The 15137-nt window shown below is 34.9% G+C and carries 15 protein-coding genes; 12 read left to right on the top strand and 3 right to left on the bottom strand.

The features are described 5' to 3' along the window. Nucleotides 1-61 precede the first annotated feature (61 nt). A complete protein-coding gene (locus NSR03_RS07530) occupies nucleotides 62-286 on the top strand; it encodes a hypothetical protein (protein ID WP_021338633.1) in 225 nt (74 codons plus the stop codon). 179 nt (nucleotides 287-465) lie between these two features. Here NSR03_RS07530 and folD read toward each other — a convergent pair whose 3' ends face one another. Continuing rightward, a complete protein-coding gene (gene folD / locus NSR03_RS07525) occupies nucleotides 466-1323 on the bottom strand; it encodes a bifunctional methylenetetrahydrofolate dehydrogenase/methenyltetrahydrofolate cyclohydrolase FolD (protein WP_021338634.1) in 858 nt (285 codons plus the stop codon). A gap of 203 nt (nucleotides 1324-1526) precedes the next feature. On the opposite strand from folD, the gene purE reads away from it, so the two are divergent. Genes purE through purD form a run of 11 tightly spaced genes read left to right on the top strand, consistent with a single transcriptional unit; the run spans nucleotide 1527 to nucleotide 12759 of the window. Next, nucleotides 1527-2009 (top strand): 5-(carboxyamino)imidazole ribonucleotide mutase, encoded by a 483-nt coding sequence (gene purE, locus NSR03_RS07520; RefSeq protein WP_031265876.1) that lies wholly within the window; start codon nucleotides 1527-1529, stop codon nucleotides 2007-2009. Then, nucleotides 1996-3129, top strand: a complete 1134-nt coding sequence (gene purK, locus NSR03_RS07515) for a 5-(carboxyamino)imidazole ribonucleotide synthase (RefSeq protein WP_021338636.1) — start codon at nucleotides 1996-1998, stop codon at nucleotides 3127-3129. Before purE ends, purK begins: the two co-directional genes overlap by 14 nt. Continuing rightward, complete coding sequence (gene purC, locus NSR03_RS07510; protein WP_021338637.1) at nucleotides 3129-3830, top strand: phosphoribosylaminoimidazolesuccinocarboxamide synthase; 702 nt, start codon at nucleotides 3129-3131, stop codon at nucleotides 3828-3830. Before purK ends, purC begins: the two co-directional genes overlap by 1 nt. Before the next feature lie 2 nt (nucleotides 3831-3832). Then, nucleotides 3833-4093, top strand: coding sequence for a phosphoribosylformylglycinamidine synthase subunit PurS (gene purS, locus NSR03_RS07505; RefSeq protein WP_002508031.1), 261 nt, complete (start codon nucleotides 3833-3835; stop codon nucleotides 4091-4093). Continuing rightward, complete coding sequence (gene purQ, locus NSR03_RS07500; RefSeq protein WP_046465174.1) at nucleotides 4093-4764, top strand: phosphoribosylformylglycinamidine synthase I; 672 nt, start codon at nucleotides 4093-4095, stop codon at nucleotides 4762-4764. The genes purS and purQ overlap by 1 nt, the downstream gene beginning before the upstream one ends. After that, nucleotides 4757-6946 (top strand): phosphoribosylformylglycinamidine synthase subunit PurL, encoded by a 2190-nt coding sequence (purL, locus tag NSR03_RS07495; RefSeq protein ID WP_069801743.1) that lies wholly within the window; start codon nucleotides 4757-4759, stop codon nucleotides 6944-6946. The genes purQ and purL overlap by 8 nt, the downstream gene beginning before the upstream one ends. Then, nucleotides 6925-8412, top strand: a complete 1488-nt coding sequence (gene purF / locus NSR03_RS07490) for an amidophosphoribosyltransferase (RefSeq protein WP_021338640.1) — start codon at nucleotides 6925-6927, stop codon at nucleotides 8410-8412. Before purL ends, purF begins: the two co-directional genes overlap by 22 nt. Next, nucleotides 8405-9433 carry a phosphoribosylformylglycinamidine cyclo-ligase gene (gene purM, locus NSR03_RS07485; RefSeq protein WP_046465176.1) on the top strand — a complete coding sequence of 343 codons (1029 nt, stop codon included), beginning with the start codon at nucleotides 8405-8407 and terminating at the stop codon, nucleotides 9431-9433. The genes purF and purM overlap by 8 nt, the downstream gene beginning before the upstream one ends. Nucleotides 9434-9435: 2 nt before the next feature. Further along, on the top strand, nucleotides 9436-10002 hold the full coding sequence (purN, locus tag NSR03_RS07480; RefSeq protein WP_002508026.1) for a phosphoribosylglycinamide formyltransferase: 567 nt from the start codon (nucleotides 9436-9438) through the stop codon (nucleotides 10000-10002). Between the two features lie 16 nt (nucleotides 10003-10018). Then, on the top strand, nucleotides 10019-11497 hold the full coding sequence (gene purH / locus NSR03_RS07475; protein ID WP_021338642.1) for a bifunctional phosphoribosylaminoimidazolecarboxamide formyltransferase/IMP cyclohydrolase: 1479 nt from the start codon (nucleotides 10019-10021) through the stop codon (nucleotides 11495-11497). A 23-nt stretch (nucleotides 11498-11520) separates the two neighbouring features. Beyond that, nucleotides 11521-12759 (top strand): phosphoribosylamine--glycine ligase, encoded by a 1239-nt coding sequence (gene purD, locus NSR03_RS07470; protein ID WP_021338643.1) that lies wholly within the window; start codon nucleotides 11521-11523, stop codon nucleotides 12757-12759. 147 nt (nucleotides 12760-12906) lie between these two features. On the opposite strand, the gene NSR03_RS07465 is transcribed toward purD, so the two are convergent. Both NSR03_RS07465 and NSR03_RS07460 read right to left on the bottom strand, forming a co-directional pair. After that, a complete protein-coding gene (locus NSR03_RS07465; RefSeq protein WP_021338644.1) occupies nucleotides 12907-13713 on the bottom strand; it encodes an energy-coupling factor transporter transmembrane component T family protein in 807 nt (268 codons plus the stop codon). Beyond that, on the bottom strand, nucleotides 13706-15127 hold the full coding sequence (locus NSR03_RS07460; RefSeq protein ID WP_021338645.1) for an ABC transporter ATP-binding protein: 1422 nt from the start codon (nucleotides 15125-15127) through the stop codon (nucleotides 13706-13708). The genes NSR03_RS07465 and NSR03_RS07460 overlap by 8 nt, the downstream gene beginning before the upstream one ends. Between the last annotated feature and the right edge of the window lie 10 nt (nucleotides 15128-15137).

The following is a 15137-nucleotide window of genomic DNA, read 5'->3' as shown; positions in this document are numbered from 1 at the left end:
TCTCTGTCATTTTTATATTTGGACAATATATTATTATAGATGTAGAAAGTGGAAAATTGGAATGTCATGTAAAAGACACTATTTATATAGTAGAAGGTGGTCTAAATTATTCACATTTACAGTAAAAAGAGATGTTGATAATGATTATGAAGGTGGAGTTTCTTCAATAATAGTTGATAAATTTAAAGTAGGTAAGTTTATTTCAAGAGATTCAGAAATATATGGAGGAAGTTTTTTCTTAAAATCTATTATCACAACTTTACGACAAAAAGGTATAAATGGATAGAAAATAAAGTTCGAATCATTTATACCCAAAATAAGTACTGGTGTGAAATTATTATTTAGATGAAGTATTTGAATTTTGAATATTTTATAAAAAGAGAGGTTAGATTTCACATTGTGACATCTAACCTCTCTTTATTTAAATATTAATTGTAACAATACGTAATAATTATTCTAGAATGATTATTCAATACCTCTACGCATTTTTTCCGCCATAAGCGTATTATTTAAAACCATAGTAATAGTCATTGGGCCAACGCCACCAGGAACTGGAGTAATTGCGCCTGCAACTTCTTTTACTTCATCATAAGCAATATCACCTTTTAATTTACCATTTTCGTCTGGTGTGTTACCAACATCAATTACAACTGCGCCTTCTTTGACATCTTCTTTTGTAACTAATCCCGGACGACCAACAGCACTAACGATGACATCAGCATTTTTTAAATAACTTTGCATATCCTTAGTTCTTGAATGAAGAATCGTAACAGATGCATTTTTTTGTAATAACAATTTAGATACTGGTTGTCCTACGATATGACTACGTCCGATAACAACTGCATCTTTACCTTCTAAATCAATATCAGCATGATTTAATAATTCCATAATGCCTAAAGGTGTACATGGAACGAAAGTTTGTTGGTCTATATAAAGTTTACCAATATTTTCAGGGTGGAAGCCATCCACATCTTTTGTTGGATCTATAGATTCTATAACTTTTTGTTCACTTACTTGTTTTGGTAAAGGTACTTGTACTAATATACCGCTCACAGTATCATCTTCATTTAAACGTTTAAGTTCGTTTAGAACGTCTGCTTCAGATGTTGATTCATCTAAATGTACGATTTCAGAAATCATACCAATTTTTTCTGCTGCTTTCTTTTTAGAATTTACATAACTTTGACTTGCACCATCGTTACCTACAAGTATTACAGATAGTTTAGGTGTGTAACCCTTAGATTGCAAAGCTTCAACTTGATCTTTAAGACCTTGTCTGTAATCTTTTGCAATTTGTTTCCCGTCTAAAATTTTAGCGACCATGAAAAATCCTCCTCCAATGTGTGTACTTTACTTAACTTTAACATAAAAAACTCGATGAATAACAACCAAAAGACGTAGATTGAATCATTTTTTTGATTTAAAGTTCGATTTTTGATTGAAAAACCATCGTTTAGTTGTTATGCTATATCTGTAATATACATCTAATAGTAGTATCATTTCAAATTTCTGAAAGGGTGTTCATTGTGAAAGTGGTAGTTATAATGGGGAGTTCTTCTGATTGGGAGACAATGAAAGAAAGTTGTCTTATGCTAGACCAATTAGAAATTCCTTATGATAAAAAAGTAGTCTCAGCGCATCGTACGCCACAATTAATGTTTGAATTTTCTAAAGAAGCAAGAGAAAAAGGATATGATGTCATTATTGCTGGAGCAGGTGGTGCGGCACATTTACCAGGTATGGTAGCATCAATGACAACATTACCCGTGATTGGGGTACCAATCGAGTCAAAAAGTTTAAAAGGATTAGATTCGCTATTATCTATCGTTCAAATGCCAGGAGGTATACCAGTAGCAACAACTGCGATAGGCAAAGCTGGTGCCAAAAATGCAGGCGTGTTAGCGGCTAGGATTTTAAGTATTGGCAATAAAACAGTCCAAAAGAATTTGGAAAATTTCGAAAAAACATTAGTTGAGAAAGTGAGTGAAATGCAACATGAGCTTCAGTAAATTAAAATTCGGTTCGACTATTGGAATTATTGGCGGAGGTCAGCTAGGTAAAATGATGGCACAATCTGCCCAAAAAATGGGATTTAAAGTCATTGTACTTGATCCTGATCAAGAATGCCCATGTCAATATGTTGCACATGAATTTATTAATGCCGCTTACGATAATCAAGAAGCTTTAAATCAACTTGGTGAATCATCGGACGTCATTACTTACGAATTTGAAAACATTTCAGCAAGTCAATTACAAACATTAGTTTCAAAATATAATGTTCCTCAAGGTTATCAAGCAATTCAGTTACTACAAGACCGATTGACTGAAAAACAAACGTTGCAAGCAGCACAAACTCAAATTGCACCATTTGTTCAATTATCTGAACCGAGTGATTTGAATCAAGCAATTGAAAATATTGGTTATCCATTTATCGTAAAAACACGTTTCGGTGGTTATGATGGTAAAGGTCAAGTTTTGGTTAAAGACGCAACTTATATTGATGAAGCAAAGTCGCTTGTTGATAAACAAGAATGTGTAGCCGAACAATTTCTAGACTTACAAAAAGAAGTTTCACTTACAGTGACGATTGGCAATGATAACCAAATCACGTACTTTCCACTCCAAGAAAATGAACATCAACATCAAATACTTTTTAAAACAATTGTACCAGCCCGTACAGATATAGAAAAAGAACAAGAAGCACAAAATGAAGTTAAAAAAATTATTGATCACATCCATTTTGTAGGTACATTTACCGTTGAATTCTTCATCGATACACATAATCATTTATATGTTAATGAAATTGCACCGAGACCACATAATTCAGGACACTATTCAATAGAAGCATGTGATTACTCTCAATTTGATACACATATATTAGCAATTACAGGACAAAAGTTACCACAATCTATTGAATTGCTAAAACCTGCAGTAATGATGAATTTATTAGGTAGAGATTTAGATCTTTTAGAAGATCAATTTGCTGACCATCCAGATTGGCATGTGCATATATATGGTAAAAACACACGTAAATCAGATAGAAAAATGGGTCATTTAACTGTTTTAACTGATGATGTGACTCGTTCTGAAGAAATATTGTTAAACAGATTTGAAGGGAGATACAACTAATGTCTTTGTTATATGAAGGGAAAGCGAAAAGAATTTTCTCAACTGGAGAACCTGAAATACTACGCGTTGAATATAAAGATGAAGTGACAGCTGGAAATGGGGCGAAAAAAGATTTCATAGAAGGTAAAGGACGATTAAACAATCAAATTACTACTAGAATTTTTAATTTTATAAAAGCTCAAGGCGTGAATAGTCACTTTATTGAACAGACTTCTGAAACTGAACAACTTGTGAAATCGGTAGATATTATTCCTTTGGAAGTAGTAGTAAGAAATATTGCAGCTGGTTCTATAACAAAGAGATTAGGTTTTGAAAAAGGTCATGAATTTGATGCTCCACTCGTAGAGTTTTTCTATAAAAATGATGATTTAAATGATCCATTGATTACAGAAGATCATATTAAGTTATTACACATAGCAACAGATGATGAAATTGCAATTTTAAAAGAAGCAGCTAAAGAAATAAACGCGATACTTGTTCAATTAATGGATAAAATGGATTTAAGGTTAGTTGACTTTAAAATTGAATTTGGGCGTACGACAGATGGTCAAATTATATTAGCTGACGAAATTTCACCAGACACTTGTCGCATATGGGATAAACATAGCGATACAAATTTTGATAAAGATGTATATCGTGAAGACACGGGATCAATTATTGAAACATATCAAACTTTCTTAAATAAATTGGAGGCACTATAAAAATGAAAACAATCGAATTACACATCACTTTACAACCGCAAGTACTTGATACACAAGGACAAGCATTAAACCGCGCAGTACATGATTTAGGATATAAACAAGTGAACGATATTCGCGTAGGTAAAGTTTTATATATGACAATTGATGAAGCAACTGACGAAGCTGTACACAATGTGGTTACAACACTAAGTGAAAAATTATTTGCTAATACTGTAATTGAAGAATATAGTTACAAAGTTTTGGATGAAGGAGAGAAAGCTTAATGAAATTTGCAGTGTTGAAATTTCCAGGATCAAACTGTGACCGAGATATGTATAACGCGGCAGTGAAATCTGGTGTCCAAGCAGAATTTGTAGATTATAGAAATACTTCTTTAGAAGGGTTTGATGGTGTACTTATACCTGGCGGTTTCTCATTTGGAGATTATTTACGCTCAGGTGCGATGGCGAGTGTTGCACCGATTACTGAAGAAGTTAAACGTTTTGCAGATGAAGGGAAACCGGTTTTAGGTGTATGTAATGGTTTTCAAATTTTGACTGAAATTGGACTGTTACCAGGTGCATTATTGCATAACGACTCGCATTTATTTGTGAGCCGTAATGAAACTTTAAAAGTTGTAAATAATAAAACGATGTATACCAATTTATATGAAGCAAATGAAGAAGTAATTTATCCAGTTGCACATGGTGAAGGGCACTATTATTGTACACCAGAAATGTATGAAGCATTAGAAGCCAACAATCAAATTGTTTTAAAATATCTGGACAATCCGAATGGTTCGTATAATGACATAGCCGGAATTATTAACGAAAAAGGAAATGTATGCGGTATGATGCCACATCCAGAACGCGCAATTGAGTCAATTCTAGGCACTGATAGTGGAGTGAAATTATTTGAATCAATGGTAAATAGTTGGAGGGAACAAAATGTCTAAATTTTTAGAACCAAGCTCAGAGGAAATTAAATTAGAACGCTTATATAAAGATATGGGTTTAACTGATAAAGAATACGACAAAGTTTGTGAAATCTTAGGACGTGCACCTAATTTTACTGAAATAGGTATTTTTTCTGTAATGTGGAGTGAACATTGTTCATACAAACATTCAAAGCCATTTTTAACACAATTCCCAACTACTGGTAAACATGTATTAATGGGACCAGGTGAAGGCGCTGGTGTCGTGGATATTGGCGATGATCAAGCAGTAGTATTCAAAGTTGAATCACATAACCATCCTTCAGCAGTAGAACCTTATCAAGGCGCAGCTACAGGAGTGGGCGGCATCATTAGAGATATCGTTTCTATGGGTGCAAGACCTATCAATTTACTAAATAGTTTACGCTTTGGTGAATTAACAGAGAAACAAAATCGTCGTTTATTGCGTGGTGTTGTCGCTGGTATCGGTGGTTATGGTAACTGTATTGGTATTCCAACTACTGCAGGTGAAATTGAGTTCGATAGTAGATATGATGGCAACCCTTTAGTTAATGCTATGTGTGTAGGTGTAATCGACCACGACATGATTCAAAAAGGGACTGCAAAAGGTGAAGGCAACCCAGTGATTTATGTTGGATTAAAAACTGGCCGCGATGGTATTCATGGTGCTACATTTGCTTCTGAAGAACTAAGTGAAGATAGCGAAAGCAAACGACCATCTGTTCAAATTGGTGATCCATTTGTGGGTAAAAAACTAATGGAAGCAACACTTGAAGCAATTACATTTGACGAACTTGTGGGGATACAAGATATGGGTGCAGCCGGACTTACTTCTTCATCTTCAGAGATGGCAGCAAAAGGTGGCAGTGGTTTACACCTTAAACTTGAAAATGTACCAACTAGAGAAGAAGGCATTTCACCATATGAAATGATGCTCTCTGAAACGCAAGAACGTATGCTACTTGTTGTTGAAAAAGGTACAGAGGATAAATTTTTGGAATTATTCGACAAGCATGAATTAGATAGTGCAGTAATTGGTGAAGTGACAAATACAGACCGTTTTGTTCTTACTTATGAAGACGAAGTATATGCTGACATACCAGTACAACCGTTATCAGACGAAGCACCTGTATACACTCTAGAAGGTGAAGCACCAGAATATAGTACAGCAAAAAATGATTATAGCAATATTGATGTGGAAAATGTGTTTGACCAATTACTACAACATCCTACAATTGCATCAAAGCGTTATTTATATGAACAATATGACCAACAAGTCGGTGCAAATACCATTGTAAAACCGGGTTTGCAATCATCTGTAGTACGTGTTGAAGGTACAAATAAAGCTATTGCATCCACAATTGATGGTGAAGCACGTTACGTATTTAATAATCCGTATGAAGGCGGAAAAATGGTCGTCGCTGAAGCATATCGCAATTTAATATCTGTAGGGGCTACACCATTAGCTATGACTGATTGTTTGAATTATGGTTCTCCAGAAAATAAAGAAATCTATCAACAACTTGCAGACTCAACAAAAGGTATGGCAGAAGCTTGTGAAGTCTTAAGTACCCCTGTCGTGTCTGGTAACGTGTCGTTATATAACGAAAATAGAGAAGCATCTATTTTCCCAACACCGGTTGTAGGTATGGTTGGATTAATTGAAGATATTCAATATCTAAATGAATTTACTCCGCATACAGGAGATACTTTATACATTGTTGGTGAAACAAAAGACGATTTTGGCGGAAGTCAAATTGAGAAACTACTTTACAAAGAGGTCAATCATGAGTTTGAAGCGATTGATTTATCGGACGAAGTACGTAAAGGCGAATCTATTAAACAAGTAATTCGTAATGGTATTGCATCACATGTACAAACAGTTGGTAAGGGTGGATTACTAGTGACATTGGCTCGTATAAGTGCACATTACCAATTAGGTATGAACGTTAATTTAGATGTTACAAATGAACAACTTTTCAGTGAAACACAAGGTCGTTATGTTGTTGCAGTTAAAGAAGGTCAATCGTTCGATGTAGAAAACGCAGTAGAAATTGGTAAGTTAACTCAAGACAACCATTTCCTCGTATCAAACAAGGAAGTTCAAGTAACACGAGAAGTTAAAAATCTGAATGAATTATGGGAAGGGGCTATTCCTAAATGTATGACTACAGTGGATTAAATGAAGAGTGTGGTGTATTTGGAATTTGGGATCATCCGGAAGCTGCACAGTTAACATATATGGGGTTACACAGTTTACAACACCGTGGCCAAGAAGGCGCTGGTATCGTGTGTTCGGATGGCGAATCACTTGTTGGACAACGCGGTATGGGTTTACTTACTGAAGCAATTTCAGATACCCAACTTGAATCATTTAAATCCTATAAACATGCAATTGGTCATGTACGTTATGCCACTTCTGGTAATAAAGGAATAGAAAATATCCAACCGTTTTTATATCATTTTTATGATATGAGTGCCGCAGTTTGTCATAACGGTAATCTAATTAATGCACAAAGTTTAAAAAGATCGTTAGAACATCAAGGTTCTATTTTTCATTCTTCATCAGATACAGAAGTAATTATGCATTTAATACGTCGAAGCAAGGCACCAACCTTTGAAGATGCGCTTCAAGAAAGTTTGAGAAAAATCAAAGGTGGCTTTACTTTCGCATTATTAACGAAAGATGCGTTATATGGTGCAGTTGATCCTAATGCAATTCGCCCGTTAGTTGTAGGCAAAATGAAGACTGGTGCATATATCATTGCTAGTGAAACATGTGCGATTGATGTATTAGGCGCAGAATTTGTGCAAGATATTCATGCAGGTGAATATGTTGTGATTAATGACGAGGGTATTAGAGTAGAGTCTTATACAAGACATACGACAACTGCAATTTCAGCAATGGAATACATTTATTTCGCAAGACCTGATTCTACGATTGCTGGTAAAAATGTTCATGCGATTAGAAAACAATCAGGTAAACAGCTTGCCCAAGAAAGCCCAGCTGACAATGCTGACATGGTCATTGGTGTGCCAAACTCTTCTCTATCTGCGGCTTCAGGTTATGCAGAGGAAAGCGGATTACCTTATGAGATGGGACTTGTTAAAAATCAATACGTAGCACGTACGTTTATTCAACCTACGCAAGAACTACGAGAGCAAGGCGTACGAGTTAAGCTGTCTGCAGTTAAAGATATCGTTCATAATAAAAATATTGTACTTGTTGATGATTCCATTGTAAGGGGTACGACAAGTAAACGCATTGTACAAATGTTAAAAGACGCTGGTGCAAATGAAGTGCACGTTCGTATTGCATCACCAGAGTTCATGTTCCCAAGTTTTTATGGTATAGATGTCTCGACTACAGCTGAATTGATTTCTGCGAATAAATCGCCTCAAGAAATTAGCGAGCATATTGGATCAGATTCCTTAGCATACTTAACTGTCGATGGACTTATTCAATCTATTGGACTGAATGAAGATGCACCATACAGTGGTTTATGTGTAGAAAGTTTTACTGGAGATTATCCAGCTGGACTTTATGACTATGAGTCTGACTATCTAGAACATTTAAGTGAGCGTCAAAAGGAATATTTAGCAAATCATACACAATACTTTGATAAAGAGGGGAATTTAAATGTCTAAAGCATACCAACAAGCAGGTGTCGACATTAACGCAGGTTATGAAGCGGTAGATCGTATGTCGAGTCATGTCAAAAGAACGATGCGTAAGGAAGTACTTGGTGGACTTGGCGGTTTCGGCGCAACATTTGATTTGTCACAATTGAATATGAAAGCACCATTACTTGTTTCAGGAACTGATGGTGTTGGAACAAAGTTGAAATTAGCTATAGATAACAATAAGCACGATACAATAGGTGTCGATGCCGTTGCAATGTGTGTGAATGATATTTTAACAACCGGTGCAGAGCCACTTTATTTCTTAGATTATATCGCAACACATAAAGTTATTCCAGAAGTCGTTGAACAGATTGTCAAAGGGGTAAGCGATGGCTGTGAAGAAACAAACACTGCACTTATTGGTGGAGAAACAGCTGAAATGGGAGAAATGTATCACGAAGGAGAATATGATTTAGCAGGTTTTGCTGTAGGCGCTGTAGAAAAAGATGAATATATCGATGGTACTTCAGTAGCACCAGGACAAGTCATTATAGGTCTCGAATCTAGTGGTATTCATTCAAATGGTTATAGTTTAGTTAGAAATTTAATTAAAAAATCTGGCATTAACTTAAATGATAAGTTTGATGAACAACGCACATATCTAAATGTCTTTTTAGAACCTACACGCTTATATGTTAAACCAGTGCTTGCTGTCAAAGATGCAGTGAAAATCCATGCAATGACGCACATTACTGGCGGTGGTTTCTATGAAAATATTCCTAGAGCTTTGCCTGAAGGAGTTATGGCAAAAATTAATACGTCACAATTCCCAACGCCACCAATATTTGACTGGTTACAAGCACAAGGAGAAATCTCAACTGAAGAAATGTATAACGTTTTTAACATGGGTGTTGGCTTTACATTAATTGTAGACAAAGAAAATGAAGCAGCAGTGTTAAATATATTGAAACAACAACAAGTTAAGGCATACCAAATTGGTGAAATTGTTAAAGGTGATCAGCCAATTCAATTATTGGGGGTATAACTGTGACTAAAATAGCTATTTTTGCGTCAGGATCAGGCAGTAACTTTGAAAGCATCATGACTCAAATCGAAGAAGGTAATTTACCGAATATAGAAGTCACTGCCTTATATACAGACCAAGTAAATGCGTATTGCATTGAGCGTGCTAGAAAATATAATTTAGATGTTCATATCAATGAACTTAAAAATTTTCCTTCTAAAGCAGATTATGAGCGCAAAATTATCGAATGGCTTACTTCAGAACAAGTAGAATGGATTGTCCTAGCTGGTTATATGAAGCTGATTGGTGAAAATATATTAAAAGCATACAATAGACGTATTATTAATATACACCCTTCACTGTTACCTAAATATAAAGGTAAAGACGCAGTAGGCCAAGCTCTGGAGAGTGGCGACACGATTACAGGTACAACAGTGCATTATGTGGACAGTGGGATGGACACAGGAGAAATTATCGAACAATGGACATGTGATATATATACGGACGATACTAAAGAACAACTAGAAGAAAGAATTAAAGTGATGGAACATAAGTTATATCCGAAAGTGATATCCAAAATCATTCAATAAGAGGTGCCAATACAAAATGAAAAAAGCAATTTTAAGTGTGTCTAATAAAAGTGGTGTTGTGGCATTTGCCCAATCCTTAAACCAATTAGGGTATGAGTTATATTCTACAGGTGGCACGATGCAAGCTTTAGTAGAAGCAAATGTTCCAGTAAAATCAATTTCAGAATTAACACAATTTGAAGAAATTATGGATGGAAGAGTTAAAACATTACATCCATCTGTTCATGGTGGTATACTAGCTGATCGTGATAAGCCAGAGCATTTGCAACAATTAAAAGAGCAACATATTGATCTTATAGATATGGTTGTAGTTAATCTATATCCATTTAAAGAAACTGTAGCGAATCCTGACGTTACAGAAGGCGATGCAATTGAAAACATCGATATCGGTGGACCAACTATGTTACGTGCTGCAGCTAAAAACTTTAAGCACGTGACGACAGTCGTACATCCAGCAGATTATAATGAAGTTATCGAAAAATTGAAAAATGACGATTTGGATGAAGCGTACCGTAAGTCACTTATGATTAAAGTGTTTGATCACTCAAATCAATATGATGCAGCAATTGTTGAATTCTTTAAAAATAATAAAGAAAGTTTACGTTATGGCGAAAATCCACAACAATCAGCACAGTTTGTTCGTACATCTACTGCAGCGCACACACTTGGAGGCGCTAAACAGTTACATGGTAAACAATTAAGCTATAACAATATTAAAGATGCAGATGCAGCTTTATCACTTGTTAAGCAATTTGAACAACCAGCGGCAGTAGCGGTAAAACATATGAATCCTTGTGGTGTAGGTGTTGGCGAAACAATTAATGATGCTTATCAACATGCCTTTGAAGCGGATAGTCAATCTATTTTCGGTGGAATCGTTGCTTTAAATAGATCTGTAGATAGTACGTTGGCAGAAACTTTACATGAAATATTCTTAGAAGTTATCATTGCTCCAAAATTCACACAAGAAGCATTAGACATTTTAAGTAAAAAGAAAAATATAAGACTTTTAGAAATTGATATGACGATTGATAATAGTGAACAAGAAGTCGTGTCTGTTTCAGGTGGTTATTTAGTACAAGATAAAGATAATGTGAAATTAACACGTGACGATATGAAAGTGGTTACGGAAGTTGAGCCTACTGAAGCACAATGGGATGCAATGTTATTAGGATGGAAAGTGGTTGCATCTGTGAAAAGTAACGCTGTCATTCTAAGTAATGCAAAACAAACAGTCGGTATTGGCGCAGGGCAAATGAACCGTGTTGGGTCAGCAGAAATCGCCATAGATCGTGCGATAGAAATGAATGATCAAGTTGCAATGGTATCAGATGGTTTCTTCCCAATGGATGATACAGTTGAATTAGCAGCTAAGTCAGGAATCAAAGCTATTATTCAACCAGGTGGATCAATTAAAGATCAAGCATCTATTGATATGGCGAACAAATATGGTATTGCAATGGTAACTACAGGCGTTCGACACTTTAAACATTAAGGGAATTGGAGGCAATATACTTTATGAAAGTACTTGTAATTGGTGCAGGTGGTAGAGAGCACGTAATAGCGCACAAACTAAAGCAATCACCACTTGTTAATGAAATATTTGCAATCCCAGGTAATGACGCAATGTCGAAAGTTGCACAGGTACATAGTGAAATAGCAGAAACAGAACATGAACAAATTGTAGCATTTGCACAACAACACGGTATTACATGGGCAATCATTGGCCCTGAGCAACCTTTAACAGAAGGGTTAACTGACAAATTAGAAGCTGCACAAATAAAAGTATTTGGACCTAATCGAGCAGCAGCACAAATAGAAGGTTCTAAATTATTTGCGAAAGAATTAATGAAAAAATATGATATTCCAACTGCTGAATATACTCAAATTACAAATAAGCAAGATGCATTAACTTATATTCAATCATGTGAATATCCAGTTGTATTGAAAAAAGATGGATTAGCAGCAGGTAAAGGGGTTATCATTGCGGAAAGTTATGAGGAAGCATTATCAGGTGTAGAAGAACTATACCAGGAAGAAGAAGGTATTGTGGTTTTTGAGCAATTTCTTGAGGGTGAAGAATTCTCGTTAATGACTTTCGTAAATAATGACTATGCTGTTCCGTTTGATTGCATAGCTCAAGACCATAAACGTGCGTTTGATGGTGACTTAGGCCCGAACACTGGAGGTATGGGTGCGTATTGTCCTGTGCCTCATATTGAGGATTCTATTATCAAACGAACAAATGATGAAATTGCACAGCCTATTGCAAAAGCATTGGTTAATGAAGGCTACTCATTTTTTGGTGTACTTTACATTGGAGCCATTATTACAGATGAAGGACCAAAAGTGATTGAGTTTAATGCACGTTTTGGCGATCCCGAAGCTCAAGTGCTTTTAACTCGTATGGAAAGTGATTTGATGCAGCATATTTTAGATTTAGAAGCTAAAAAACCAATCCAATTTCAATGGAAAGTAGATTCCGTAGTAGGTGTTATGCTTGCATCTAAAGGTTATCCAGCAAATTATGAAAAGGGTAAAACTGTTTCTGGCTTCGATTTAGATGGTCAATACTTTGTAAGTGGATTAAAAAAAGAACAAGATATATATGTGACATCTGGTGGCCGTGTCATTCTAGCTTTAGGTGAGGGAAAAGATATTGCAAGTGCAAAAGCTAAAGCGTATGAAGCAGTCGATAAAATTAAAAGCAATGCATTGTTTTATCGAAAGGATATTAGTGATAAAGCACTTAAATAGCAATTAAAGTAATTTACAAATGATTATTTTGAATTATATAAATGTAATCAAGAAAATTGAATTAGCTATCAAAAAAACGTTAAGACAAAATGGTTTAAGTTTTATCTTAACGCTTTTTTATTTAAATTATATGGATAGTAAAGTGATTCAGTAAATACTTGAAATACGCACATCATTAATTCCTGTGATTGGAATATATTGTGCTAGGAAATATGCAACGATTAAAATAGAACTTACAACTACGATTAATAAAAGATCTTTATACGAGAAAGGTGCATAATAATAGTATGTTCTAGGTCCGTCTTTAAATCCTTTTTTCTCCATAGCAACTGACAATTGATGTGCTTTTCTAATGTTTTGACTTAGTAGCGGTATTACAAGGTGTTTTAAACGTTGAAACCCTCTATAATTACGTGAATCAATCATTTGATAGCGCATTTTCAATGATTTTCTGAGTTCGAACAATGAAGTGAACATCAAAGGTACCATTCTAATTGCTGCCATAAAGGCATAAGCTACTTTAGGTTTAACTTTGAGATGTTGCATAAGACTATAGAAAATCATGACGATTTGTGATGTGAAGGCAATTAAAATTCCAAAAAGAGAAACTGTTGTCGTACGCATTGCTAAATGTAGACCACGATATAAACTTTCGGTAGTAATTTGAATAAAGCCTAGCTTAAATATCGTGTGTGTCCCATCACCATAAAAAATCATGAATAAAGCAGATATCAAACTAAAAGTGACAGTAAAGAGTATGAAAACAAAAGTGACCTTGAATTTCAATCCATTAAATAAAAGTAGAAATATCAACATTAATAACGTTATATAGAGCATATAATCAAATTGATGTACAAAGATTACAAAGAAAAACAAAATGACTGCAATTGCTAATTTAGTAATAATGTTGACGTCATCAACAAATGAATAGTGTTTTTTCCACATCTCAAACATAAGTATCACCCTTTAATTCAGTTAATTGATGTTGATCGACATGGAGTCTACGGGTCGGATACCGTGCAATAATTTCTGAATCATGCGTCACCATTACAATCGTTTGTCCATTTTGTATACGGTTTTGGAATAATTTAATAAGGTTAAATGTATTATGACTATCGAGACCAAAGGTAGGTTCATCAAGTAAAATAAAGTCAGAAGATGAACTTAGTGCAATAGCAACGCTTAGACGTCTTTTTTGGCCTGTAGACAGTTCAAATGGATGCTGTGTTTTAACGGCTTGTAAATTTAGTATTTCAAGCATGTTTTGAGTCTCTCGCTCAGCTTCAACAGTTGAACGGTTTTTATTCTTATATTGAATGTAAATTTCATCATATACAGAATGTGTAATAAATTGTAATTCTGGGTTTTGGTAAACTAAATACATATGCTTTGCGGCGGTTTTAATTTTTGATAGAGTATGATTGTTAAAATACATTTTTCCGTCATATTTAATTAGTTGCATCATCGATTCTAATAAGGACGTTTTGCCACTACCATTTGAGCCAGTAATGGTAATCCATTCGCCAGCATAAATGTTTAATTCTGATATGTTGATCAGTTGCTGTTTACCTCGTTTAATCAAACCGTTTTTAAATTTAAAGCTATCATCTGATTGTTGTGTAGTTGCATCATTTTGTGTTTTTGATGATGGTGGGGCGTATTGCCAAGCATTAGGATGCCAGACACCATATTCTGTTAATAGATGCTCATAGTCATGCAATATCTTATTAGGAGGTGCATCGGCTATTATGGCACCATCATAATTTAATAGAATGACACGATCAACATGTTGCCAAATATGTTCTACTTTGTGTTCTACAATTAACACAGTTTGGTCATGCCAGAATGATTTTATTTTTTGCCATAAATCCGCAGTTGCATCCACATCTAGCATTGCTGTTGGTTCATCTAAGAATAGGGTGTTTGCTTGTTGTAACAAAGTTTCTGCAATTGCTAATTTTTGCTTCATTCCACCACTCAATTGATTAATATGTTGATTTTCATCGACATTTAAATCTACTGCTGACAAGGCAGATTGAATTCGGCTTTCCATTTCATCACGTGGTACGCGCAAATTTTCTAAAACAAAAGCCAGTTCCTCATATACTTTAGGCATACAAAATTGAGTGTCTGGATCTTGAAAAATAACGCCACAATCTTCTTCAATTTGTAATTCATCATATTTCATAGGTAAATCAATTAGATTAGGAACGATACCACTTAAAACGTTTAATAACGTACTTTTACCTGAACCAGAAGGACCTAAGAGCAACACTTTTTCTTTGTTTTTTATATGAAGTGTTAAATTATCAAATATTTTATTATTACTGTTAGGGTATTTTAAGCGTAAATTTTTTGTGACTATCAACTTTATTGCT

The organism is Staphylococcus sp. FSL W8-1207 (assembly GCF_038003745.1).
In the GTDB taxonomy this organism is placed as follows: Bacteria; Bacillota; Bacilli; order Staphylococcales; family Staphylococcaceae; genus Staphylococcus; species Staphylococcus equorum.
Note: the sequence above shows the minus strand (reverse complement) of the source record. Positions and strands in the feature narration are given on the sequence as shown.

Bases quoted from the DNA above. Each gene is read 5' to 3' on its own strand.
- purS (WP_002508031.1), top strand. From the start codon at position 3,833: ATGAAAACAATCGAATTACACATCACTTTACAACCGCAAGTACTTGAT.
- purD (WP_021338643.1), top strand. From the start codon at position 11,521: ATGAAAGTACTTGTAATTGGTGCAGGTGGTAGAGAGCACGTAATAGCG.
- purC (WP_021338637.1), top strand. From the start codon at position 3,129: ATGTCTTTGTTATATGAAGGGAAAGCGAAAAGAATTTTCTCAACTGGA.
- purL (WP_069801743.1), top strand. From the start codon at position 4,757: ATGTCTAAATTTTTAGAACCAAGCTCAGAGGAAATTAAATTAGAACGC.
- purM (WP_046465176.1), top strand. From the start codon at position 8,405: ATGTCTAAAGCATACCAACAAGCAGGTGTCGACATTAACGCAGGTTAT.
- NSR03_RS07530 (WP_021338633.1), top strand. From the start codon at position 62: ATGTCATGTAAAAGACACTATTTATATAGTAGAAGGTGGTCTAAATTA.
- purH (WP_021338642.1), top strand. From the start codon at position 10,019: ATGAAAAAAGCAATTTTAAGTGTGTCTAATAAAAGTGGTGTTGTGGCA.
- folD (WP_021338634.1), bottom strand. From the start codon at position 1,323: ATGGTCGCTAAAATTTTAGACGGGAAACAAATTGCAAAAGATTACAGA.
- purQ (WP_046465174.1), top strand. From the start codon at position 4,093: ATGAAATTTGCAGTGTTGAAATTTCCAGGATCAAACTGTGACCGAGAT.
- purF (WP_021338640.1), top strand. From the start codon at position 6,925: ATGTATGACTACAGTGGATTAAATGAAGAGTGTGGTGTATTTGGAATT.
- NSR03_RS07465 (WP_021338644.1), bottom strand. From the start codon at position 13,713: ATGTTTGAGATGTGGAAAAAACACTATTCATTTGTTGATGACGTCAAC.
- purK (WP_021338636.1), top strand. From the start codon at position 1,996: ATGAGCTTCAGTAAATTAAAATTCGGTTCGACTATTGGAATTATTGGC.